Source organism: Streptomyces sp. NPDC005483 (genome assembly GCF_040606035.1).
Classification (GTDB): Bacteria; Actinomycetota; Actinomycetes; order Streptomycetales; family Streptomycetaceae; genus Streptomyces.
In genome coordinates this window covers 43,609-64,406 of the sequence record NZ_JBEXEA010000036.1, presented here as the reverse complement: position 1 = coordinate 64,406, position 20,798 = coordinate 43,609, and the positions used below count along the sequence as shown (strand labels likewise).

General features: G+C 69.4%; 18 protein-coding genes and 6 pseudogenes. 13 read left to right on the top strand and 11 right to left on the bottom strand.

The annotated features are described in order from the left end of the window. Positions 1-447: 447 nt before the first annotated feature. Both ABZT06_RS41585 and ABZT06_RS41580 read right to left on the bottom strand, forming a co-directional pair. Complete coding sequence (locus ABZT06_RS41585) at positions 448-2,151, bottom strand: hypothetical protein (RefSeq protein ID WP_355753066.1); 1,704 nt, start codon at positions 2,149-2,151, stop codon at positions 448-450. A 223-nt stretch (positions 2,152-2,374) separates the two neighbouring features. Beyond that, on the bottom strand, positions 2,375-3,007 hold the full coding sequence (locus ABZT06_RS41580) for a DUF2461 family protein (RefSeq protein ID WP_355753064.1): 633 nt from the start codon (positions 3,005-3,007) through the stop codon (positions 2,375-2,377). A 185-nt stretch (positions 3,008-3,192) separates the two neighbouring features. Here ABZT06_RS41580 and ABZT06_RS41575 point away from each other — a divergent pair, with 185 nt between their 5' ends. The 3 genes from ABZT06_RS41575 (at position 3,193) to ABZT06_RS41565 (ending at position 4,917) form a co-directional block, all read left to right on the top strand. Next, the gene (locus ABZT06_RS41575) at positions 3,193-3,810 is read left to right on the top strand and encodes a transposase family protein (protein ID WP_355753062.1); all 618 of its coding nucleotides are present in this window, start codon (positions 3,193-3,195) and stop codon (positions 3,808-3,810) included. A 126-nt stretch (positions 3,811-3,936) separates the two neighbouring features. After that, on the top strand, positions 3,937-4,587 hold the full coding sequence (locus ABZT06_RS41570) for a hypothetical protein (protein WP_355753060.1): 651 nt from the start codon (positions 3,937-3,939) through the stop codon (positions 4,585-4,587). Between the two features lie 78 nt (positions 4,588-4,665). Next, positions 4,666-4,917, top strand: coding sequence for a hypothetical protein (locus tag ABZT06_RS41565; RefSeq protein ID WP_355753058.1), 252 nt, complete (start codon positions 4,666-4,668; stop codon positions 4,915-4,917). A gap of 493 nt (positions 4,918-5,410) precedes the next feature. Here ABZT06_RS41565 and ABZT06_RS41560 read toward each other — a convergent pair whose 3' ends face one another. After that, complete coding sequence (locus ABZT06_RS41560; RefSeq protein WP_355753056.1) at positions 5,411-6,049, bottom strand: hypothetical protein; 639 nt, start codon at positions 6,047-6,049, stop codon at positions 5,411-5,413. Here ABZT06_RS41560 and ABZT06_RS41555 point away from each other — a divergent pair, their 5' ends adjacent. Then, positions 6,050-6,547: an aldehyde dehydrogenase family protein gene (locus ABZT06_RS41555; RefSeq protein WP_355753055.1), complete on the top strand. Its 498-nt coding sequence runs from the start codon at positions 6,050-6,052 to the stop codon at positions 6,545-6,547. A 31-nt stretch (positions 6,548-6,578) separates the two neighbouring features. Further along, on the top strand, positions 6,579-8,045 hold the full coding sequence (locus tag ABZT06_RS41550) for a CoA transferase (protein ID WP_355753053.1): 1,467 nt from the start codon (positions 6,579-6,581) through the stop codon (positions 8,043-8,045). Between the two features lie 712 nt (positions 8,046-8,757). On the opposite strand, the pseudogene ABZT06_RS41545 reads toward ABZT06_RS41550, so the two are convergent. Beyond that, a pseudogene (locus ABZT06_RS41545) lies at positions 8,758-9,286 on the bottom strand (transposase family protein); the annotation flags it as partial. A 195-nt stretch (positions 9,287-9,481) separates the two neighbouring features. On the opposite strand from ABZT06_RS41545, the gene ABZT06_RS41540 reads away from it, so the two are divergent. From ABZT06_RS41540 to ABZT06_RS41530, 3 genes and pseudogenes are all read left to right on the top strand, one after another. Then, the gene (locus tag ABZT06_RS41540) at positions 9,482-10,303 is read left to right on the top strand and encodes an ATP-binding cassette domain-containing protein (protein ID WP_355753051.1); all 822 of its coding nucleotides are present in this window, start codon (positions 9,482-9,484) and stop codon (positions 10,301-10,303) included. Further along, the gene (locus ABZT06_RS41535) at positions 10,300-10,956 is read left to right on the top strand and encodes a hypothetical protein (protein ID WP_355753049.1); all 657 of its coding nucleotides are present in this window, start codon (positions 10,300-10,302) and stop codon (positions 10,954-10,956) included. Before ABZT06_RS41540 ends, ABZT06_RS41535 begins: the two co-directional genes overlap by 4 nt. A gap of 347 nt (positions 10,957-11,303) precedes the next feature. Then, positions 11,304-11,540, top strand: a pseudogene (locus ABZT06_RS41530) (Tn3 family transposase); the annotation flags it as partial. 120 nt (positions 11,541-11,660) lie between these two features. Here ABZT06_RS41530 and ABZT06_RS41525 read toward each other — a convergent pair. Further along, the gene (locus tag ABZT06_RS41525) at positions 11,661-12,326 is read right to left on the bottom strand and encodes a response regulator transcription factor (RefSeq protein ID WP_355753047.1); all 666 of its coding nucleotides are present in this window, start codon (positions 12,324-12,326) and stop codon (positions 11,661-11,663) included. Further along, positions 12,323-13,444 (bottom strand): sensor histidine kinase, encoded by a 1,122-nt coding sequence (locus ABZT06_RS41520; RefSeq protein WP_355753045.1) that lies wholly within the window; start codon positions 13,442-13,444, stop codon positions 12,323-12,325. Before ABZT06_RS41520 ends, ABZT06_RS41525 begins: the two co-directional genes overlap by 4 nt. A gap of 261 nt (positions 13,445-13,705) precedes the next feature. Between ABZT06_RS41520 and ABZT06_RS41515 the strand changes: the two genes are divergently transcribed. From ABZT06_RS41515 to ABZT06_RS41500, 4 genes and pseudogenes are all read left to right on the top strand, one after another. Next, on the top strand, positions 13,706-14,626 hold the full coding sequence (locus ABZT06_RS41515) for an ABC transporter ATP-binding protein (protein ID WP_355753043.1): 921 nt from the start codon (positions 13,706-13,708) through the stop codon (positions 14,624-14,626). Next, a complete protein-coding gene (locus tag ABZT06_RS41510; RefSeq protein ID WP_355753041.1) occupies positions 14,623-15,447 on the top strand; it encodes an ABC transporter permease in 825 nt (274 codons plus the stop codon). Before ABZT06_RS41515 ends, ABZT06_RS41510 begins: the two co-directional genes overlap by 4 nt. A gap of 32 nt (positions 15,448-15,479) precedes the next feature. Continuing rightward, a pseudogene (locus tag ABZT06_RS41505) lies at positions 15,480-15,691 on the top strand (carbohydrate kinase); the annotation flags it as partial. A 58-nt stretch (positions 15,692-15,749) separates the two neighbouring features. Beyond that, a complete protein-coding gene (locus ABZT06_RS41500) occupies positions 15,750-16,049 on the top strand; it encodes an antibiotic biosynthesis monooxygenase family protein (protein ID WP_355753039.1) in 300 nt (99 codons plus the stop codon). A gap of 11 nt (positions 16,050-16,060) precedes the next feature. Here the strand turns inward: ABZT06_RS41500 and ABZT06_RS41495 are convergent, their stop codons facing one another. The 3 genes from ABZT06_RS41495 to ABZT06_RS41485 form a co-directional block, all read right to left on the bottom strand. Then, entirely contained in the window at positions 16,061-17,914 is a 1,854-nt protein-coding gene (locus tag ABZT06_RS41495) for a M1 family aminopeptidase (protein ID WP_355753037.1), read from the bottom strand. Positions 17,915-18,102: 188 nt separating this feature from the next. Further along, complete coding sequence (locus ABZT06_RS41490) at positions 18,103-18,261, bottom strand: hypothetical protein (RefSeq protein ID WP_355753035.1); 159 nt, start codon at positions 18,259-18,261, stop codon at positions 18,103-18,105. After that, positions 18,258-18,476, bottom strand: coding sequence for a hypothetical protein (locus ABZT06_RS41485; RefSeq protein WP_355753033.1), 219 nt, complete (start codon positions 18,474-18,476; stop codon positions 18,258-18,260). Before ABZT06_RS41485 ends, ABZT06_RS41490 begins: the two co-directional genes overlap by 4 nt. Positions 18,477-19,009: 533 nt before the next feature. Between ABZT06_RS41485 and ABZT06_RS41480 the strand changes: the two are divergent. Then, positions 19,010-19,437, top strand: a pseudogene (locus tag ABZT06_RS41480) (transposase); the annotation flags it as partial. Positions 19,438-19,720: 283 nt separating this feature from the next. Here the strand turns inward: ABZT06_RS41480 and ABZT06_RS41475 are convergent. Together ABZT06_RS41475 and ABZT06_RS41470 are read right to left on the bottom strand one after the other, a co-directional pair. Continuing rightward, positions 19,721-19,927 (bottom strand): annotated as a pseudogene (locus ABZT06_RS41475) (DUF2252 family protein); the annotation flags it as partial. A gap of 311 nt (positions 19,928-20,238) precedes the next feature. Beyond that, positions 20,239-20,777 (bottom strand): annotated as a pseudogene (locus ABZT06_RS41470) (transposase); the annotation flags it as partial. Positions 20,778-20,798 lie beyond the last annotated feature (21 nt).

Sequence of the window (20,798 nt, the reverse complement as noted above, 5' to 3'; positions counted from 1 at the left end):
GTGGCCGCACTGCGCGTGGTCGCTAGGGCTGTCCGCTCCTCCGCTGTCTCGGCGGTGCCGGTGCGTCGGGATTTGACGGACAGCCAGTGCACTTCACGGTGACGGACGATTGCCTCCAAGAGATCGGCAACTGCGTGCGTCACGTCCTGGCGGTGTGTGTGCTCTCTGGCTTGCCGGTCTCCTGACCGTTGGGCGTAGCCCGCTAGGGCGACACCGGCGAGGGTGCCGAGAACAGCAACGATCGAGGACCACATCTACGGCTCCAAAGGGGGTGTGGCGAGATCCGCGGCGGGCTGATGTGTGACGACCCGCCGTCGCGGAGGGCAGCGGTCCAACAGGGGCGAAGGCGTTGTGTACGGACCGGGCGAGCTCGCCAAGAGGATCAGCCCAGCTCACGTCTTGAACGGCCTGACGTACGACGGCAGCGGGGTGCTCTGGCGCGGCGGTCTACCGGCGGGCCTCCCTCGCGCGCTCGGCACGCGAGCGGTGCACGCCGCCGTTCGGTGACAGGCAGCGTTCGCCGGGCGGCTTTCCGCAGTCCGGGCAGGCGATGGCGTACGGCCCCGGCGCCCGCCGGCGGCTCGCCGCTGTGGCCCTGCGTTCCGCGAGGATGAGTTCGATCCGCTCGTAGTGGGGGATCTTCGACACGGCGCCTGTACCGGTTCGGGCATTCGAGACGCAGTTCTTGCCCGCCACGGCCTGGCAGCGCGGGCATTTCCTCTTGATCCAGTACCGGCGTGCGACCTGCTCGTGCCGCATCGCCTGCGGCGCCCCCAGGGCAGGCGCGGGGCGGGCGCTCTGCGCTGGCGGCCTGCCGATGTCCGCCCGCGTCTTCCACACGCCGATCTGTTCCTTCTGATCCGCGGTGACATGGTCACCGGCATCTGATGCCGCGTGTGTGAGTTCTCGGACCAGTTTGCGCATCGCCTTGACCGACTGCTCCGCCTCACGCCGCTGCAACGTCGCCAGCAGGGTCTGCACACGGCCGGCTGCCCGCCGTGCCCGGGCATCCTGATGGTCGGCCAGCTTGGCCGCCATCTCAGCCTGCAGGTGCTGCGCGTACAGCTGCTGCTGTTCTGCGACGAAGGCGGCCGCCGCGTCCGTGGTGGTGATCTCGTCTGCGGTGCGGTCGTGACTCGCGATCGCGTTGACCCGCGCCAGGAGCCGACGGACCTCCAGGGCGTCGCGTGCCGCCAGCGCTTCCTCCAGCTGGGAGAACAGCTCACGCCGCACCCGGACCTGATCCTCCAGCCAGGCCTCCGCGTCCGAGACCGCGGCCTCCAGCTTCGCCTTCGTCTCCCCCTCAACGCCGGTCAGATCCGCGATGTCACGCAGTACCCGGCTCACCACAAAGGAGGACTCCACCCTGACGGCGTCGGCCAGCTTGCGCAGCAGCACCTCTGCCCGCACCCGGGCAGGCGGAGCCTTCTTTGCCCTGCCCACGCCCCACTGGGTGACGGGCCTGGTGCTGCGGGAACGCACGATCTGCTCCACCGCCGGCGTCGACAGACCCCGCTCCGTCATCCTGCAGTCGTCCAGCGCAAACCACTCGGTGTCCCGCGCGAACGCCTCCGTGCCGATCTGAACCCGGCGGGCCGTGCCCTCACTGTCCAAACGGATACGGTGCACGTACCAGCGGTCGATCAGGATGTCCCGGTCCACCGGCACCGACACCCCGAGCACCGGCTCGTGGCCATCCCGGTCCCACGACGGCGCCACCGCCTGGTCCAAGTGCACGCGCAGCCCGCCGCGGGAGAAGCGGATGTCCACCACCGAGCCGATCGGCACCCCATCCGGCTGAACGAACTCGAACTCGGCCTGGGCGTCCCGGTCACGCAGCCACGCGGCGGCCGCCGACTTCACATACAGGTGGTCGGCGCTGCTCACCCCGCGGGCACGACGGCCGCACAGGTGAGGATGCCCGTCAGGGCCCGGATGATGGGCGAAGTGGCAGACCCGGTCGGTATACAGCTTCGTGGTCAACTGCAGCCCGCACCCTCCGAGCAGCAGCCCGCACCAGAACGTCTGGTGCTCGTGCCGACGCCGGAACGCGTCCAGCTCGATCGCCTCCAGCGGCAGCATCAACGGCTCCTCCGACTCCGCGCCGCCCAACACCGCCGTCTGAATCTGCCGCCTGTCCTCACCGCGCACGAAACCCCCGCCTTTCGTCCCAACTCATCGTGCCACCCGCGGCGTTGAACCCACAGACGGCCGGCTGCCACGCAGGACTTGTCACTGCTCAGGTCGGTCGGAGGGTGTAGGGCCTCACGCTTCGTTGCACACGCGGAGGCTGTGACCTGCGCCATCTCGCGGTGTCTCACGCTGCTTCATATGCGGTCGTCTCAGGTCTTGGCCCCTCCCCGCACTCGTGATGTCAGGCGGCGCGCTTCACATGGCGGACCAGCCACATCATCAGGGCATCCAGGTCGGCGGCGGCCGAGAGGACCCGGTCGGCCGCCTCGGGGGTGTGCAGCCACTGTTCGCAGCCGAGGAGACGGGCAGCGATCAGCGATCGGTGGCGCAGCAAGTTCGCACGGGAGTGGTCTGCCGGGTAGCCGCGCGGGGGGCGTTTCATCACGTCCCCGGAGATGCCGTAGCCCTTCTCCCGCACGTCCTCGACGATTGCGGACAGCTCGCGGCCGCTCCCCTCGGAGGCCACGGCTTTGCGGAACATGTCCACCTGGCCGGGATCGGGGTACCACCAGGCCCCCTGGATCCGCAGGCCGTCCAGGGAGAACCGGAGACCGATCTCGATCTTGCGGCCGAGCCGGATCACCGCGACCTGGTGCTGCCACCACCAGGAGTCGGAGCGGTAGTGCCAGACGGAGAAGTCCTCGTACCGCGGGTCCGCGTCCGCGACCTCGTTGAGCAGGGCGATCATCGGCTGCCGGACCAGGCGCTCGCGGTCAGTGCGGCAGCGCTCGCGGATCGCTTGGGTCGGTTCGCCCTGGAGCTGCCACAAGACGTCCATGGCCTGCTCCGGCCAGCCGGTGAACTGTCCGCGCATGCGCGCAGGGTAGCTCACCCGTGATCCGCACGGAGAGAGACGGACAGGGAGGCGTAGCCCCAGACGTGGTGGGAGGTGTTGCGGCGGGACTCGTCGTTCATTTCCATGTGCCGTGTGGACGGCCACGTAATTCGGCTCTGTCGGAGATCTTGTGATGTCACCTGCCTGAGCTGGACATCTACCGGGTGTGCGGTTCAGGGGGTTTGGGGCGGTTACTTCCGCATTTATCTGGTGTGGTGGTTGAGTCGATCGAGCGTGCGGCCGGAACGGTCACGTTCTGCGCTCACTCCGCGGTGCCGACGGCGAGGTGCCCAAGATGCGGGGTGGTCTCGTGGCGTGTGCACGGCCGGTACGCGCGCCGGCTCGCTGACGCGCCCGTCGGTGGAGCCCCGGCGGTGGTCGAACTCGTGGTACGCCGGTTCAAGTGCCTCAATCCGCAGTGTCTGGCGGTGACGTTCGCCGAGCAGATCGAGGGTCTGACCAGCCCGCATGCCCGGTACACGCCGCTGCTGCTCACATCGATCGCCTCGTGTCTGGCGGGCCGGCCCGGGGGCGCGGCTCGCGGAGGTGCTGAGCATCCGCGTCGCCAAGGACAAGCTCCTGGAACTGCTCCGTGGATTACCGGAGTCACCGCAGGACAGCGTGCGCGTCCTCGGGGTCGACGACTTCGCGCTACGCAAGGGCGACTCGTGCGCCACCATCCTGGTGGACCTGGAAGAACGGCGCCCGGTCGATGTAGTGGCGCCGCAGGGGCCGCGGTCGAGGCCGGGGATGGCGCCGCAGGGGCCGCGGTCGGGTCGTGAGCGCTGTTCCGCGGCGCCTCGCTCTACGTAGCCGATTCCGTGTTTTCCCCGATGGATCCGTGGCCGCGCCTTGCGAGGGTGGGACCTTCGTCGGCCGCCAGCGGGCCGGCGCCGAGGGGAGAGAACATGGGGATGTCCGGCCACGGGATGCGGGCGGCGCGATGGGGTGCGGGCACGCTGGTCGTTCTCGCCGCACTGGCCGGGTGCAGCGGCGGGGACGGGAAGCCGTCCGCCCACGCCGGAGCCTCGTCGGCGGCTGCCGGACCGACGAAGGGACCGGGCGACTACCGTCCACCGACGGCCCTGTGCCCGAAGATCGACTTCGGGCCGCTGACCGCGGCCGTCGCGCCCACGGCCGGTGCGCCGAAGGGGCAGCTGACCGGCTCCGATCCGTCGACCGCCGCCGGCGCTGCCTGCCTACAGGCTTTCAGGACGACCGGGACGAAGGCAGACGGCCGTTCGACCGTTTACTGCTCCGTCTGGAAGGACATCCCCACCGCGATCAAGCTGTACGCGTACCGACTGTCCTCGGCCCCCAAGGAAGCTCAGGGTGCGGTGGTGAAGGAGTCGGGCCTCGGCGAGGAGGCCTTCCGGTACCGGAACGTCAAGGACGCCGCACCGTTCGCCGACGACCTGCGGCTGGTGGTCCGGGACAGCAACGTGGGATGCGAGGTCCAGGTGCAGAGCCTGAAACCCTTGACGGACCAGCAGGTCAAGGCGGCCTGGCCGGCCATGGCGGTCACCGTCCGGAAGCTGCTGCCCAAGCTGCGCTCCTGATCCGCCCGGGGCCGAGAGCCAGGACCGGAGCGGCCGGTCAGACGGGCGGCCGGTCCGGGGGTTGCCGCCGGAAGCGGCGTGCAGCTGCTCGACGTAGGTGCCGTCGACCACGGGCACCTCCGGGGCGCGCCACTCGGCGAAGGCGTGGTCGGGCGCCGGGCGGGAGACGGCAGGCGGGGAGAAGACGTCGGAGCGGCAGCCCTCCTGGCCGAGGACATCGGATATCGCCCGGACGTCCAGGGCGGAGAGGGTCAGGCGGACGACCGAGCCGGTCTCCACCCCGTGTTCGAGCGCTTCTCTCAGGGCACGGGCCGGACGTACGTGTCGTAGACCAGGAACGCGATGACCTGGGACCCGATGCGGGACGGGCCGTCTTTCGCAGCCTCCAGTTCCCACCCGGCAGCGCACCGCGAACCTGGGGCTCCGCATACCGCTCCACCCGCCGGAACCCCGGACGGTCCTTGGCAGCCACGGTGGTCGCCCAGTTCAAGGTGCGCCGCCCCGGTGAGACCAAGTCGGTGGGCTGGGGCGAGTTCTGCTAGGGCCCACGTCCGGCGACCACGCTCGGCTGTACGCACGTCTGACTGGCGGGCCGAAGCTGGAACACCCGGTGGCCGTCTATTACGACGCCGCGACCGGCCAAAGCAGCCCGCCCGCCTGCTCGCCACCGCTCTCCCTCGCCCAGCGCACCCTCCGGCAGACAGGACTGAACCGTCGGGCTCCGCATCACAAGCGGAGGACGCCCGCTGCTACGGCCACCGTCGACATCCGTGGCGAGGTGCTGGGCTCCGGGGTGCCGACCGTGCTGCTGCTGCGGCAGACGTCAGCCGTTGGAGCTGTCGGTGGTGTCGGCCTTCGATGTCTTTTTCTTCAGCCCTTGGAAGATGGCCTCGAAATCGGCTGTGGCTTCCGCATCAGCGAGTGCCTGGGGGACGTCTTGCCAGGGGCCCTGGGGGTCGCGGTAGCGGAGTTGGCGCAGCATCTCGTGGGCTAGGGCGAAAGCGTTGTGGCTGACCATGTGGTGCAGTTGGGACCGGAAGTGGGGGAGGTCCGTGGAGAGCATCGCTGTGATCAGTAGGTTGGCCTGAGTCGCGTCGTTCTGGGCCACCTGCTCCAGGAGCCGGTAGGGCAGCGCGTGATCGTGTGAGACCCGTGCGATGAAGCTGGCAGTCAGGGGGGCGCTGCGTAGTGCCTGGCCCAGAGCGTGTGCCGTGGCGTCGAGCGTAGGGGAGCCGCCATTTCCCTCAAGGAATCTCATCAGACGGGCTGCTTCTGCGGGGCTTTGGCCGTACAGAGTGTGGAGCAAGCGCCCTGCCCCGTCCGGGTCAGCACAGGCGAGATCAGTGAAGCGGGAAGCGAACCTCTTTCCGGGGCCGTCATCACTCATTGTGGCTCCAGGACCCCAGCGCATGATCTGCCGGGCCAGAACGAGGGCAGCGGCTGGGGTGTTCATTTCGATCATGTGGCGGAAGATCGTGTCAAGGCGCGGGAGATCGGACAAATCCAGGGGTGGGCTGAGCTGGGGCGCCTGGCCGCAGGCGGCGTACGGGACACCTCCACCACCGAGCTGGCCGACGGCCTGTTCGTCCGGCCCACCGTCTTCGCCGAGGTCGACAATTCCTCCCGCCTCGCGCAGGAGGAGATCTTCGGGCCCGTGGCCAGTGTCGTGCGGTTCAGCGGCGAGGAGGACGCGGCCCGGCTCGCCAACGACGTCGACTTCGGCCTCGCGGCCGCCGTCTGGACCAGGGACGTCGGCCGCGCTCACCGCATGGTCAGGCGGCTGCGCGCGGGCACGGTCTGGGTCAACTCCTACCGCGTCGTCCACTACGGCGTGCCGTTCGGCGGGTTCAAGCAGAGCGGGATCGGCCGCGAACTCGGCCCCGACGCCCTGGACGACTACACCGAGACCAAGTCCGTCTGGATCGACGAGGGCAACCAGCAGTTGTTCGGCCGCCACTGACGTACTGCCAGGCCCATGGAGAGGCAACGACATGCACGACCCTGACCACCCGCTCGCGCGGCATTTCCTGTCCGAGATCTGGGACTCGCTAGCCGGAGAGAAGACGGCCTTCGACCGAGTTCGGTTCGAAGGCCCCGGTGCCCTGCTCTCAGCCTTCGCGGTCACCGACCTCGCGGCCGCGTCCTTCGCCGCTGCGGGACTGGCCCTCAGCGACCTCGTCGCCGCGGCGGGCGCGGACGCGCCGGGCGTCCGTGTCGACCGTCGCCTCGCCAGCGGCTGGTTCGACCTGCCGGTCGGTCCCTCACAGCCGCTGGCCCCACCGAAAGAACCCCAGCCGACGCACGGATGGATGTGCGAGTTCCAGACCGCCGACGATCGATGGCTGCGCATGCAGGCGTCGTTCCCAACCCTGCGCACCCGCATCGCGCAGACGCTCGGAACGAAGGAGGATCCCGGCGCGTTCGAGACAGAGATCCGCAAACACCCCGCAGAGGAGATCGAGCAGATCCTGGTGGACGCGGGCGCCGCGGTGGCGCTCAGCCGCAGCGTCGAGGAATGGCGCGCCCACCCACAGGGCCGGTCCGTGGCCACGGAGCCCCTCGTGCACATCGAACCGGGAGGCGAGAGCAGCAGTACTTGGCTCCCCACCCCGGGACGCCCCCTGGCCGGCATCCGGGTACTCGACCTGACCAGGGTCATCTCCGGCCCGATGGGCACCCGCTTCCTCGCGGCGTGCGGCGCCGAGGTGCTGCGCCTTGAGCCTCCCGGCTCGGATGAGAGCAGGGTCTTCTGGGGGCGCGGCACCGACATCATGCTGGGCAAGCGCTGGGCGTTCCTGGACCTGCGCACTGAGGACGGTCGCGAGCGTTTCCTGGAGCTGCTGTCCGAGGCGGACGTACTCGTCCACGGATACCGTCCCGGCGGACTGGACGCGCTCGTCGCCCCGGACCTGAGGGCCGCCACGCGGCCCGGCCTGGTGGAAGTGGCCCTCAACGCGTATGGCTGGACCGGCCCGTGGCAGAACCGAAGAGGCTTCGACACCCTCGTCCAGTTCAGCAGCGGCCTCGCCGACGCCACGACGGCCTGGGCCCTCGCCGATCCCGGCAAGAGGACGCCGATCAACGCACTGGGCAGACTCGTAGCCGCCGACCGGCCCCGACACCTTCCGGTCGAAGCGCTCGACTTCGCGACCGGATATCTGATCGCCGCGGCCGCGATCCAGGGGCTGACACGCCGGGTAATGACAGGCGAGGGCTCGGTGTCCCGACTCTCACTCGCCCGGACCGCGAAGATGCTCATCGACGCCGGCCAGGGCGCCGAGGAACCGGAGATCGGCCTGCCCCTCAGCGGGCCTTACGTACCTGGCGTCTTCTCCAGCGGCGACGGCCCGGTCCGGCGACTCGAATTCCCTGTGTCGATCGAGGACAACCCGCTCTTCTGGGAGCGGCCGTTCGAGGCGGCGGGCTCATCCACACCGACGTGGTCTACCAGGAGGTGACCTCGGCAGATGCAACATGAGGCAGCAACGTCACCGCGACCGCGCGCCCATGGTCTCCGCCGAACGGGTACGCATGCGCCCCCGCCGGATCTCACTTGCAAGCCCCGGAGTCGACGACGCGTCAGCTTTCTACGACGTCACGACTGGCGGCCCTTCTGAGGGCACCAAGCGGGTCGAGATCAGAGACACGCCCATGACAGCGGGACCATGCGCTGCCGCCGTCAGCATTCACGTTTTCCCAGGATCACGTAACCCCGGCCGAGCTCCCCACCGAGTAACGGGCACCAACCGCCGATAGACATCCTCACCAGGTTCCGAGCTGGCACTCCTCCACCACCGAACCCGTCGGAGACAGCCAGCGGCGTCACCGCACATGGTGTACGGGGCCGCCCCGATCCCGGGGCGGCCCCGCCTTCCGTCTGATGCCCGCACCCAAACAGCCACCGGCCGGGCCATTCCAGCACCTGCTCCGTGAAGGCCCGCTCGACGCGTTCCGGCGGCCGGCGCCCCGGCTCTGCGTCGGCCTCGACGCGCATCTCCCCTCGCTTGCTTCGCCCGACGTCAACGCGACGTCGGCGAGCAAACGCATCGATTCACCCTATTGACACGTGGCCGAAACGCGCACAGCATGATGGCGTTCGCGATTCACCACTGAATAAACATTCACAGCGCTCTTCGATCTCAAGCCTCCGCCGCTCCTGCCCTCTCGCGCATCTGCCCAGCAGCTGATGCCGACCTCGGCGATTGCCTGGATGATGCCGTGCTCGCGCGCGGCCCGGACGTCGTGGACGGCGCCGGCCAAGGCTGGTGAAGCCCACATCAGACGCCCCCCTCGGATCGGCTATGACCTGCACGTTCATGCCGTGCTTCTTGTGTTTGCCCGAGCAGAACGGGCGGTCGGCGGCGATTCCGTCGATGGGCAGGAGCGTCCCGTCGAGGATCACGTACGCCTTCGTCGACGCCGCTCGTACGGCTTCGGCGAGGGTGGGGGCGAGGGCGGCGAGGAGGTTGACGGCCTCGGTGATGTATCGGTAAGCGGTGGTGGTGCCGATCCCGAATCCGGCCGCGAGCTGGGCGTAGGGCTGGCCGTTGCGCAGGTGGGCGAGGGTGAGCAGGGCCTGTCGGCCTGCGTTTAGGCGCCGTCATCGGGTGCCGAGAGCGCGGCGGTGTTCTTTCAGACGGGCGGCGAGGAAGCGCAGGGCCGTGCTGGACACGTCGACGCCGGAGGGGTAGACAAGCATGCGAAGCCTCTGGTGGAGACGGTTGTCTTGGTCGAAAACCCATCTACCAGGGGCTTTACCTACCTGTCAGCTTAACTGCCAAGGCCGTCCGCCAGGCTGGAAGGACCAGCGTGTAGGCCGCAGTGAGGAGTCAAGTTGTTACGTTGTGAGGCGGTCGGTAAACGGTACGGCGGAGGACGCTGGATCCTCAGTGACGTGGACATGGAAGTCGCGACCGGTGACGTCCTCGCGGTGGTCGGCAGCAATGGTTCGGGGAAGTCGACCTTGCTGAGGATCCTCGTCGGACTGTCGCAACCCACCACCGGGAGCGTGTCGGGCCGACCACCGCGCATCGGTTACGTACCGGACCGCTTCACCGGCCACGACCGCATCTCGGCGATCTCCTATCTCACTCACATGGGGCGTATCCGTGGCCTGTCGGGCTCCGTCGCCCGTGCCCGAGGCCATCACCTGCTGGAGCGGCTGTCCCTGGTGGGCGGGGGGACCGCACCGCTGCGCACGCTGTCGAAGGGCAACGCGCAGAAGGTGGCGCTCGCCCAGGCCCTCCTTGTCCAGCCCGACCTGCTGGTCCTCGACGAACCCTGGTCAGGCCTGGATGCCTCGGCCCACGGTGTCCTCGCCGAGTTCATCGACGAAGTGGCCGCACAGGGCGGAGCAGTGGTCTTCACCGACCACCGCGAGGCGATCACCCAGACGCACGCCCGCGGCGCCTACACCATCAGCGACGGCCGGGTCACCTCGCACGGCGGCCGGCACGCCGGGAGCCGCACCTCGATGGTCGAGCTGGTCCTGACCGTGCCGCCCACCGGCGTCATGCCGATCGAAGTGAACTGGTCCGCGCTGCCGGGTGTGACGGACACCGCCCAGCGCGGCGGGGAGGTCGTCCTGCGGGTGGCGCGGGAGCACTCGGACGCCGTGCTGCTGACGGCACTGCAGCACCGGTGGTCGGTGGCCGGCCTGGCCGGGGCCGCGTACGAAGCCAGTTGCCGGGCCGATGCGCGGCGGACCGCCCTGTGATCGCGCTGGTCCGCTATATGTCCACGGTGCTGCTGCTCTCCCAGCGCTACCTCGCGCCGCTGTTGCTGTTCCTCGGCCTGGTGGCCGTGCTGACCAGCAGTGACACCGGCCCGCTCACCGCGACCTACGCCGCGGTGGCCGGGGCCATGCTGCCGTGCTCGGTCTGGCTGACCATGACACTGATCGGTCTCGAGGACCAGGCGCACCGCTCGATCGTCGTCGTCAGCGCCGGCAGCCCTCTACGCGTCCTGCTCGCGACGGTCGGGACGGCCGCCACAGGGTGCCTGCTGCTGACGTCTGCCGGCCTGGTGCTGCCGCTGTTGTTCGCAACCCACACACCCGGCCTCGCGGATCTGGCGCTGGGGACCGCGGCCCAACTCACCTGCGCCTTCACCGGCATCGCCATCGGAGTGGTCTGCTCGCGGCTGGTGTTCCGACGGCAGGGCTACGCGCTCGTCCTCGCCCTGGTGCTCCTCCTGGCCGTGCTGCTGGGCAAGGGCGTTTCCCCGGTCAACATCATGCTTACCCACCTGCAGAACGCGTCGGACTCGGCGGACGCCCTGGCACTCATGGTTGCCCTGCTCGCCGTCACCGCGGGCTTCTTGGCGGCCGCAGTTGTTATGACACAGGCGATCACCCGCAGAAAGGCATGAACTCTGCGGCGGTATGCCCGCACCGGCGCAGGCTGCGCAGCGCCGTCCGGTAGAACGCATGCCCCGCCGTCTTGGCCGCTTCGGTGAGTGTGGGGGAGCGAAAACGCCCAGGAGCTCGACGCCTCGGTGACGTAGAGCGAGTGCCGACCCTGCCGCAAATTGCGCGCGGGAGTACCCACTGCGCAAGTGGGCGAGGGTGAGCAGGGCCTGCCGGCCTGCGCTCAGGCACCTCCAACGGCTGCCGATCGACCGTCAGTGCGCGCGCAAGCGGGTCCCATTGAACTGCGCATAAGGCAGGTTGGAAAAGGCTCAGTGTCTCGTGTGTCCAGGATCAAGGGTCAAGGCCCGTCCTCAACGCCGTGGTGCTCTGGACCACCCGGTACATCGACGCCGCCGTTGCCCAGCTCCGCGCCGAGGGCAACGAGATCCGGGGCGAGGACATCTCCCGGCTCTCCCCGCTCAAGCACCGCAACCTCAACGTGCTCGGCCGCTACAGCTTCACCGCCTCCCAGCCGGTTGACGGGCTGCGGCCCCTGCGCGACCCGGACGCCGTCAACCTCGACGATGACGACGGAGAGGACTGAGCCAGCCGGGACCGGCCAGTCCTGTTTACAGCCGCAGTGGGTGGCGTGGTGACGGCTGCTCGTACACGAGACGTGAGCGGCAGGGCATTTCCGGCTTCAGCATGGGGGCCGGGGACGCCATCAGCGAGGCAGTGTGACAAGCCCCATCTCATAGGCGGTGATGACGAGCTGGACCCGGTCCCGGGCGCCCAGTTTGGTGAGTAGCCGTGACACGTGCGACTTGGCGGTGGCCACCGTGATGAAGAGGTCCTCGGCAATCTCGGTGTTCGACCGGCCGCGTCCGACGAGGGTCAGCACTTCCCGTTCCCGCTCGGTGATGCCCTGGACCGGTCGTGGGGAGCGCTCCGGAGCTGCCGCGGGACGCCGCCCGATGAAGTCGGCGATCAGACGGCGCGTCACACTGGGCGCGATCAGTGCGTCGCCGGCGGCGACGACGCGGATGGCCGCGAGGATGTCGTCCAACGCCATGTCCTTGACCACGAAACCGCTCGCGCCGGCCCGGAGCGCGCCGTAGACATGGTCGTCCTCGTCGAAGGTGGTCAGGACGAGAACGCGAGTGGTTGCCGGGCCGGCCGTGATCAGGCGGGTTGCCTCGATCCCGTCCATGCCGGGCATCCGGATGTCCATGACCACGACGTCGGGGCTGGCATCCCTGACCAGTTGGACGGCCTCGGCTCCGGTGGCGGCTTCACCGACGACCTCCAGATCGGGGTGATCGGCCATGATCACGCGGAGACCGGACCGAACCAACGGCTGGTCGTCGGCGAGCACCACCCGGACGGTCATCGGGCCTCCACCGGAACTCCGACGGGTGCGGGCAGCGGCAGCCGGGCCGCCACCCGGAAGCCGCCCTCAGGGCGCGGCCCGGCGCTGAGTCGGCCGCCCAGCAGGCCGACTCGCTCCCGCATGCCGATGATGCCGAAGCCGTCGGCCGAGCCGTTCTCGGTGGCGCCGCGCCCGTCGTCGACGACCTCCACGGACAGTTCCTCGTCTCCGTAGTCGATGGCCACCCGGCAATGCCCGGTGCCAGCGTGCCGGACCACGTTCGTCAGCGCCTCCTGCACGATGCGGTAGGCGGAAAGGTCGATGTCGGCCGGCACAGCACACTGCCTCCCACTGCGGCGTACCTCGACGCGCACCCCCGCGCCCGCGGTCGCTGCCGCCAGCCGTTCGACGTCCGCCAGCCCCGGCGTGGGTGCGAGCGGTGACTGCTCCGAGGTTGCCGCGCCCCGGTCGGCCTGACGGAGCGACACCAGCGTACGTCGAAGGCCCGACAGGGTCTCTCTGCTGGTGGTCTCGATGGCGCGCAGGGCCTCGCGCGCCTCCGCCGGCTGGGTCTGGATGACCCGGCTGCCCACACCGGCCTGGATCGCGATGATGCCGATGCTGTGCGCGACCATGTCGTGCAACTCCCTTGCGATCCGCAGCCGTTCGGCGGTCACTGCCTCGGCCACCTCCTGCGCACGCAGCGCCACCGCGTGCTCTCGACGCTCGCGACTCAGCAGACCGGCCATGCACGCTGCGGCCATCGCCAGGAAGGCGATCACCTCGTTGACGGCCAGGTTGTCCCCGTGTGCGAAGACCCCGATCACCAGCAGCTGCACGGCGGCAGACACGGCTACGGAGACAATCGAAGCGCGCCGTGCGCAGGTGGCGACGATGAAGCCCAGCACGAGGTCCACCGCCAGATACGACAGGAACTGGCCCTGAAATGACGCCGCCAGTCTCTGATCGACAGAACTCGGAGGGCCCACGACCACAGCAGTGGACCCGAAGAGTGCCATGGCCAGAGCCAATAGCGGCATCCGTCGCACCACGCCGGCGAGCAGACTCACAGCCAGCAGCGCCCCGACACCGTGGACCGTGCCCGACGCCCGCGGCGCGGCCCCCACCAGCAGACCCACCACGAGGAGGTAGGAGGCACCCCCCGCCCAGGCCATAGCCTTGGTCCTCGTCATCGGCGGTGTGCCCTCCCGGGAACAAGGCCACGGTGCGCAACGCGCGTAGGCAACGAAATGGTCGTCATGGGGTCCACGCCGCGAGACTAACCGGGCCACCATCAGCACGGCATCAGCCCGGGGACGTACGCCCACAGGTCAATCCGGCCACACGATTGCCGCCCACGGCCCCATGCCCGGACGGGTTCCCCTCGGCAGTGTGGTGTCGTGATCGAAGTCAGCGAACTCACCAAGCGCTACGGCAGCAAGACGGCCGTCGACCATCTGTCCTTCACCGTGCGGCCGGGCCAGGTCACCGGATTCCTCGGCCCCAATGGCGCCGGCAAGTCCACCACCCTGCGGATGATCCTCGGTCTGGACGCACCCACCACCGGCACCGCCACCGTCAGCGGCGTCCCCTTCCACCGCCACCCGCGCGGACTGCGGCACGTCGGCGCCCTCCTCGACGCCGGACAGGTTCACGGCGGACGCACCGCCGCGGCCCACCTGTCCGCTCTGGCCCGCAGCAACGGCATCCCGCGGCGCCGGGCGGCCGAGGTGCTGCAGGAGGTGGGGCTGGCTGAGGTGGCGAACCGCCGCATCGGCGGATTCTCCCTCGGCATGAAGCAGCGGCTGGGCATCGCCACCGCCTTGCTCGGCGACCCGCCCGTGCTCATGTTCGACGAGCCGATCAACGGCATGGACCCGGAGGGCGTCCTCTGGGTACGCCGGCTCTTCCGGCGCCTGGCCGCCGAGGGACGCACGGTCTTCCTCTCCAGCCACCTGATGTCGGAGATGGAGAACACCGCCGACCAGTTGGTCGTCATCGGACGGGGCCGCCTCATCGCCGCCGAGCCGGTGAAGGACTTCGCGGCCCGCGGCACCCGTCGCATCGTCGTGGTCGGAACACCACAGGCCGCCGAGCTGGCAACCGTGCTGACAGCGGCGGGCGCCTCGGTCGAGCCGGAGGGCAAGGCGGGCGCAGAGAAACTCGCCGTGACCGGGATTCCGGCCGACCGGATCGGGGCGCTCGCCTTCGAGAACGGTATCCAGCTGGACGAACTGACCACCCGTACCGCCTCACTGGAGGCGGCCTTCATGGAACTCACCGCCGACAGCACCGAATACCAGGCAGGACATCCCCGATGACCACGCTCACCTCCACCCCCCGGACCACCCCCGTCACCGCGCCGCCCGTCCGCTTCCGCGACTTGCTCGTCTCCGAATGGATCAAGACACGGTCCCTGCGCTCCACACCGTGGACGATGGCACTCACCCTCCTGTTCGTCATCGGGTCCACCGCCGTGGCCACGCTGGCGGACAAAGCCGCGCCCTCCGGCCTCGCTGATTTCCGGCCCTACGACGCCTATCCGCCGGCTGGTTACTGGACCCTGATCCTCGTCGCCAGCAGCATGGGCGCCCTGACAGTCGTGAGCGAGTACAGCAGCGGGCTGATCCGCACCACGACCGTGGCCGTCCCGGCCCGCGGCTCGGTCGTGCTGGCTAAGGCGGCCGTCACCGCCGCGCTGTGGACCGCGGTCGGCACGGTCGCCTCCACCGGTTCCTTCCTGGTCTCCCAGGCCATCCTGGACGGGCACCATGCCGGCGTTCCGATCACCCAGCCCGGGGTGTTCCGGGCGCTGGCGGCGTCCGCGTTGCTGGCTCCGGTCTGTGCCCTGGTCGGTCTGGGTATCGGCGTTCTGCTCCGGCATGCCGCCGGGACCATGGTCACCAGCGTCTTCACCCTGGTGATGCTGCCTCCCATGTTTTCGGAGAGCAGCCGCTGGTCGGCGGACATCAAACACGCGCTGGTGTCGCCCGCCTGGAATCGCCTGGTCCAAAACTGGGGGCCGGATCCCGGGTCCCTGGGCTACACCGCCACGGTCCCGGGCTCCTGGATCGTGTACACGCTCTGGCCGCTGATCACGATCGCACTCGCCGTGCTCGTCGTGAGGCGCCGCGACGTGTGAGTGTGCCTCCAGAGGCGAGGTCCCGGTAGCTCGTCGCAGCGGGCGACTCATTCACCGCCGGTCTGCTCCGCCGTCTCGGCACCCGCGGCCTGCTCGGCGGCCGTCTGCCGGATCTCCGCCTGGACGACGTCGCCGAAGCTTTCTCTTCGCCACCCGGGTCGCGGCCCTGACCTGCTCGGTCCCCGGCCCCAACCTGCCCTGGCGCCACCAGCTGGCCCCGCTCACCACCGCCGACCACGCCTGACGGCCCCGACAGAGCCCCGCGGCCCCCGACGGATCCCGACGACGAAGGTCACACCACCATGCCCAAGCCCCTGTTCGCCGAGGTCACCGCCCGCGAGGGAGCGGAGGACGAGGTCGCCCGTCTGATCCTCGACTACGCCGAGAAGGTGAGCGAGGAGGAGGGCAACCTCGTCTTCGACGTCCTGACCAAGGAGGCGAATCCGCATGCCTTCTGGATCTACGAGGTCTACCGGGACGAGGAAGCCTTCCAGGCGCACCCCAAGGCTCCTTACGGCGGCCCGTTCAACACCGTGCTCGCTCGCCCCCCTCTGATCGAGGAGGACGCCTCGGTGCTGACCTTCCTCGTCCCGGTCGGCTGACCTGCGCCGACTCAGCCGTCGATACGGTGCGCGCTCCAGAACGACGTGAGATCCGTGCTGGTCGCTGCCTGGGCCGCCGCCTTGAACTCGGCGGTGGTAGAGACGCCGTACCAGTGTGAACTCGCGTAGCTCTTCAGCAGGTTGGTCATCGCCGTGTCACCGATCAGCCGCCGCAGATCGTGCAGGGCGCACTTGCCGTAGCCGTAGACGACGGTGGAGTACCGGGACGAGTGGGCGTCCCAGTAGGCCATGGAGTTGGTGATCTTCTCCGCCGAGGAGGCCCAGGAGACGCTGTTCCAGCAGTTGGCGCCGGTCTTGCCGAGGGCGAGGTCGGTGGCGTAGTCGGTGAACGCCTCGTCCAGCCAGGGGCTGTTGTACTCGTCGTCGCCGACGATGCCGTACCACCACTGGTGGCCGATCTCGTGGGTGAGGGCGGTGGTGCTGACGAGGTCCAGGACGAAGCCCGGGTACTCCATGCCGCCGAACCAGTAGTTGTTGTCGATGACCGCGTCCAACTCGCTGTAGGGGTAGGCCCCGAAGCGGCCGGCGTGTGCGTCGACGGCCGTTTTGGCGGTGCTCAGCATCGACTGCGCGTCGGAGGAGCTGATGCCGGAGACGGAGTAGATGTTGATGGCCGTCCCGGCTGCCGAGGTGCCGGAGATCTTGCTGAACGGGCCCGCCGCCCAGGCGAAGTCACGGACCTTCGTCGCGGTCGCCGTGGTGACGGTGCGCCCGCTGGAGCCGGGGGTGTCGGTCGAGGTGCCGGTGGCCGGGACCAGGAGCGAACTCGGGTGGTCCAGCGTCACCTTGAAGTCGGCGGCCAGGGAGTAGAACGACTCGCCGTTGTTGGTGTACGGGTCCAGGTGCCAGCCCGAGCCGTCCTTCACCGCGAGCACGGGCAGGGCGTTGCCGATGTTGTTGAACGCCCCGTCATGGCCGAACCGGTCGGCGCCGCTGGGCACGGTGATGCCCAGGTCGAAGCCGATCGTGGCGGACTGACCCTGCGTCAGGGGTGTCGGCAGGGTGATCTGGAGCGCCGTGCAGGCGACGGAGAGTGAACCGGCCGTACCGCCGGTGACGTTGGTGACCGTGATCGGCATCGCGGCGCAGGTGCCGTGGTAGTTGTCCCACAGGCGCAGGTACACCTCGCTCAGCGCGGTCGAGGAGGCGTTGGTGAAGGTGGCGCTCTCATGGCCGGTCCAGACGGTGCCGGAGGTGTTGCTGCTCAGGTTCACCGTGTACGAGGGCGCGGCCGGCGTCCGTGTCGAGTCCGTCGGCGGGGCGGTGTCGCCGGAGGTGTCGAGTGCGATGTCGTCGAGGACGAAGCTGGTCTGGAGGCTGGAGTCCTCGGTGCCGGTGAAGGCGAGGGTGACGGTCTGGCCCGCGAACGACGACGCGTCGAGGGTCTCCTTCACATATCCCGTGGCCTTGTCGAGGTTCGACCAGGTCGCCAACGTGGTGCTGCCGATCTTCGCCGTCAGCTTGTCGTAGGCGGTGGACGAGGTGGTCTCGGCGGTGTCGATGTGCAGCCAGAACGACAGGGTGGCGGTGCTGCAGCCGGACGGGATCGTCACGCTCTGCGAGAGCGTGTCGGTGTGCGTTGTGCCGGTGCCGTCGAGCCAGGCGAAGCTGGTGCCGCCGTGCGCGGACTGGCCGGAACGGCTGGTGATCACGCTCGTGGACGACTGTGTCCAGGGCGAAGTGCCGCTCTCGAAGCCGCCGTTGACGACCGCCTGTGTCGGCGTGCAGGCCGCAGCCGCGTCGGTGGCGGCGGACGCCGGGTGGACGGGGAGCAGGGACACGGCGGCCAGCGCGGCGACGGCGAGGGCGCGCGCGGCGACGGATCTGTGGGGGGTGGTTCTCACACGTAACTCCTTCGGGGCGACCGGGATCCCGGTCTGCTCGGCGGCCACCCACCGGCTGGGGTGCGTCGGTGGGTGGCCGTGGGCTGCGTGGATCGATTGACGGGAGCATGCCACACGAGGGGGTGTGATGGGGATCGGCAAACCGGTTCGGAGGCCAATTCACCCGGCGTTGATCTGGTGGGCCGGGATCAGTCGCCGGCGTCGTACCCCTTGAGATGGCCGCTGCCGTGGCCCGTCGGATGGCCGCTCTCGCCCTGGGCGACCTCGGTGCCGTTGTGCAGGTCGGTGGCCGCGTCCAGGGGTGCCGTCGCCGACAGGGCCACACAGGCGAGGAAAGGTCCGGTCAAGGCGCCGGGAAGCAGGCGGCCGGTGGGGGCGGGCTTGGCTTGTTCAGGAGCGCCTTGACCGGGCAGGGGACCCGACCCGCGGTGACCGTGAGGGAGAGCCGGGGCCGGGGCGCGGGGCCGGCCGCGTGGGCGGCGAGCGCGGCGCGGCCGCCCGGCCGGGTGACACGGCGCTGCACCCCTGGTGCGGCGCCGTTTTCGTACACGGAGCCGAACATGGTTCCCCTCCAGGGGAAGCCGCAGGTCGGCGGAGTGCGGCGATGCGGGGCGATAGCACCAGGTAAACCTGTTTGTTGCGGCGGAGCAGAACGAACGATGCCGCTGCGCGACGGTCGGCAAGCCCGCTGCAGCGCACGGCCAGGGCATCGCCGTGTCGTGCTGCTGCCCGATCGAGGCCGGCCTGCTGCACGTGCAGCACCCTTGCGCCATCCGGGTCGTGCGATTACTGCCCCACAGCGCCTGGCCCTGAGCAGCGTCCGGCCTTGCACCCTTCTCCACCAGGAGCAGCAGGCCGCCGCGCAATGGACGCTGCACGGGTGGAGGCCCGGAAAGGTGCAAGGGACTGCAAATGCGCGGGTTGCAGCAACCGACGGACTTCACGGTTGCGTCCGAGGAAGTCGTGTACGGGTTCGACCTGATCCGGGGTTTGCTCCGGCATCGGGATGGTGCCCGCATAGATGAACGGCCACCGGCTGATCTCCGAAGTGTCGAAGCCTCGAAGGAGATCAGCACGATGACCGCACCTGACAGTATGCCCCTGCACGCCCTCGCCGAAGGCAACTTCGCTGCGGCGAGTCCCGACCTGCTGCGCGCGATGGTCAAGACGTTCACTGACGCGCTCATGTCCGCTGAGGCCGATGCTCTCTGCAACGCCGCGAGTACGGGCAGGTCAGCGACGAACGCGTCAACCACCGCAACGGCTACCGCCCGCGCGAGTGGGACACCCGCGCGGGGACGGTTGAACTCGCCGTCCCCAAGCTGAGGCAGGCCAGCTACTTCCCGCACTGGCTGCTCGAACGGTGTCGGCGGGCTGAGCAGGCCCTCATTTCGGTAGTGGCCACCGCCTACCTGCTGGGCGTCTCCACCCGCAGGGTCGAGAAACTCGCCGAGTCCCTCGGGGTCACCCAGCTCTCGAAGTCCCAGGTCAGTGCAATGGCCCAGCACCTGGACGAGCAGGTCGTACGCAGCGCCTCCCCGGTATGGAACCTCAAGTCCCGTCGTCGAAGGGGCAGTGTGATCACCAATTCGCTGACGAGGCCGCAGGGCTTGGGAAGCTTGTCCCGCCTGTGCCCCGGCGCGGCACCCGCCTTCAGTCACGTCCGGGCTCCCGGTCGGCGGGGCCGCTCCAGCGGCTGGGCGAGTCGGACCGAGCCGCGCAGAATCAGACGTTCCTCCCGTCGGTCGTGACGCGGACCGACGTCCCCGAGGAGGATGTGGTCACCCATTGATGACACACCGCGCATCAGGCGGCTTCGGCCGGGACCCGTCTCGCTCGGATGGCGTCGACCAGTGCTCGGTGGTCCTTCTCGTTCTGGTCCGCGTAGAGCTCGGCGAAGGCCACCAGCGCGCGGTCGAAGGCGTCGCCGCTGCCCAGGTACGCGGCGATCGCGATCCGGTCGCCGGAGCGGGCGTGGGCGCGGGCCAGTGTGGCACCGCACAGCCGGCCGAACAGGGCCATGGGCATCGCGAAAGCGGCCGCCGCACCCCGCACGCAAGTCGAGGGAAGAAACGAGCCGGAGCCGTGTCCTGCGTCCGTCGACCGTTCGACGAGCCCTCCGCGAGACACTCCCGGTCTGCTCCCGCACGTCCGCGGCCGGCCGGCTCCTGCGTGCGGGTGCCGGCACCATTTCGCCGAGGTCCGCCCTGGTGAAGCCGGTGCCCAGGGGCCCCGGAGCACTGCCCAGGACGTACCCCGAGGTCGTGCCAGGACGCCGCCACCGCCCCCGGGCCGGCGTCGAACTCCTCCGCCCTCGTCACGTCGAAGGTGATGTCGAAGGCGTTGAGGGCGGTTTTCCAGCGCATGGTCCAGCGGGCTTGTCCCTTGCCGGTGGGGTCGAGGGACATGATCGCCATGTAGACGCACTTCAACGCGGCCTGCTCGTTGGGGAAGTTTCCCCGGGCTTTGACCGCGCGCCGGATGCGAGCGTTGACCGACTCGATCGCGTTGGTGGTGCAGACGATGCGTCGGATCTCGGTGTCGAACCGCAGGAAGGGGGGAACTCCTCCCAGGCGTTCTCCCACAGTTTCACGATCGCCGGATACTTCCTGCCCCAGGCATCGGCGAACTCGGCGAACCGGTCCAGGGCGGCCTCCTCGGTCGCAGCGGTGTAGACGGGCTTGAGCAGACGTGCGATCTTGTCCCAGTCCTGGCGGGCGGTATAGCGGAAGGAGTTCCGCAGCAGATGGACGACGCAGGTCTGCACGATCGTCCTCGGCCGGACCGCCTCCACCGCCTCGGGCAGGCCCTTGAGCCCGTCGCAGACCAGCATCAGGACGTCGCCGACACCGCGGTTCTTGACACGGTTCTTCAATGGCAGGCC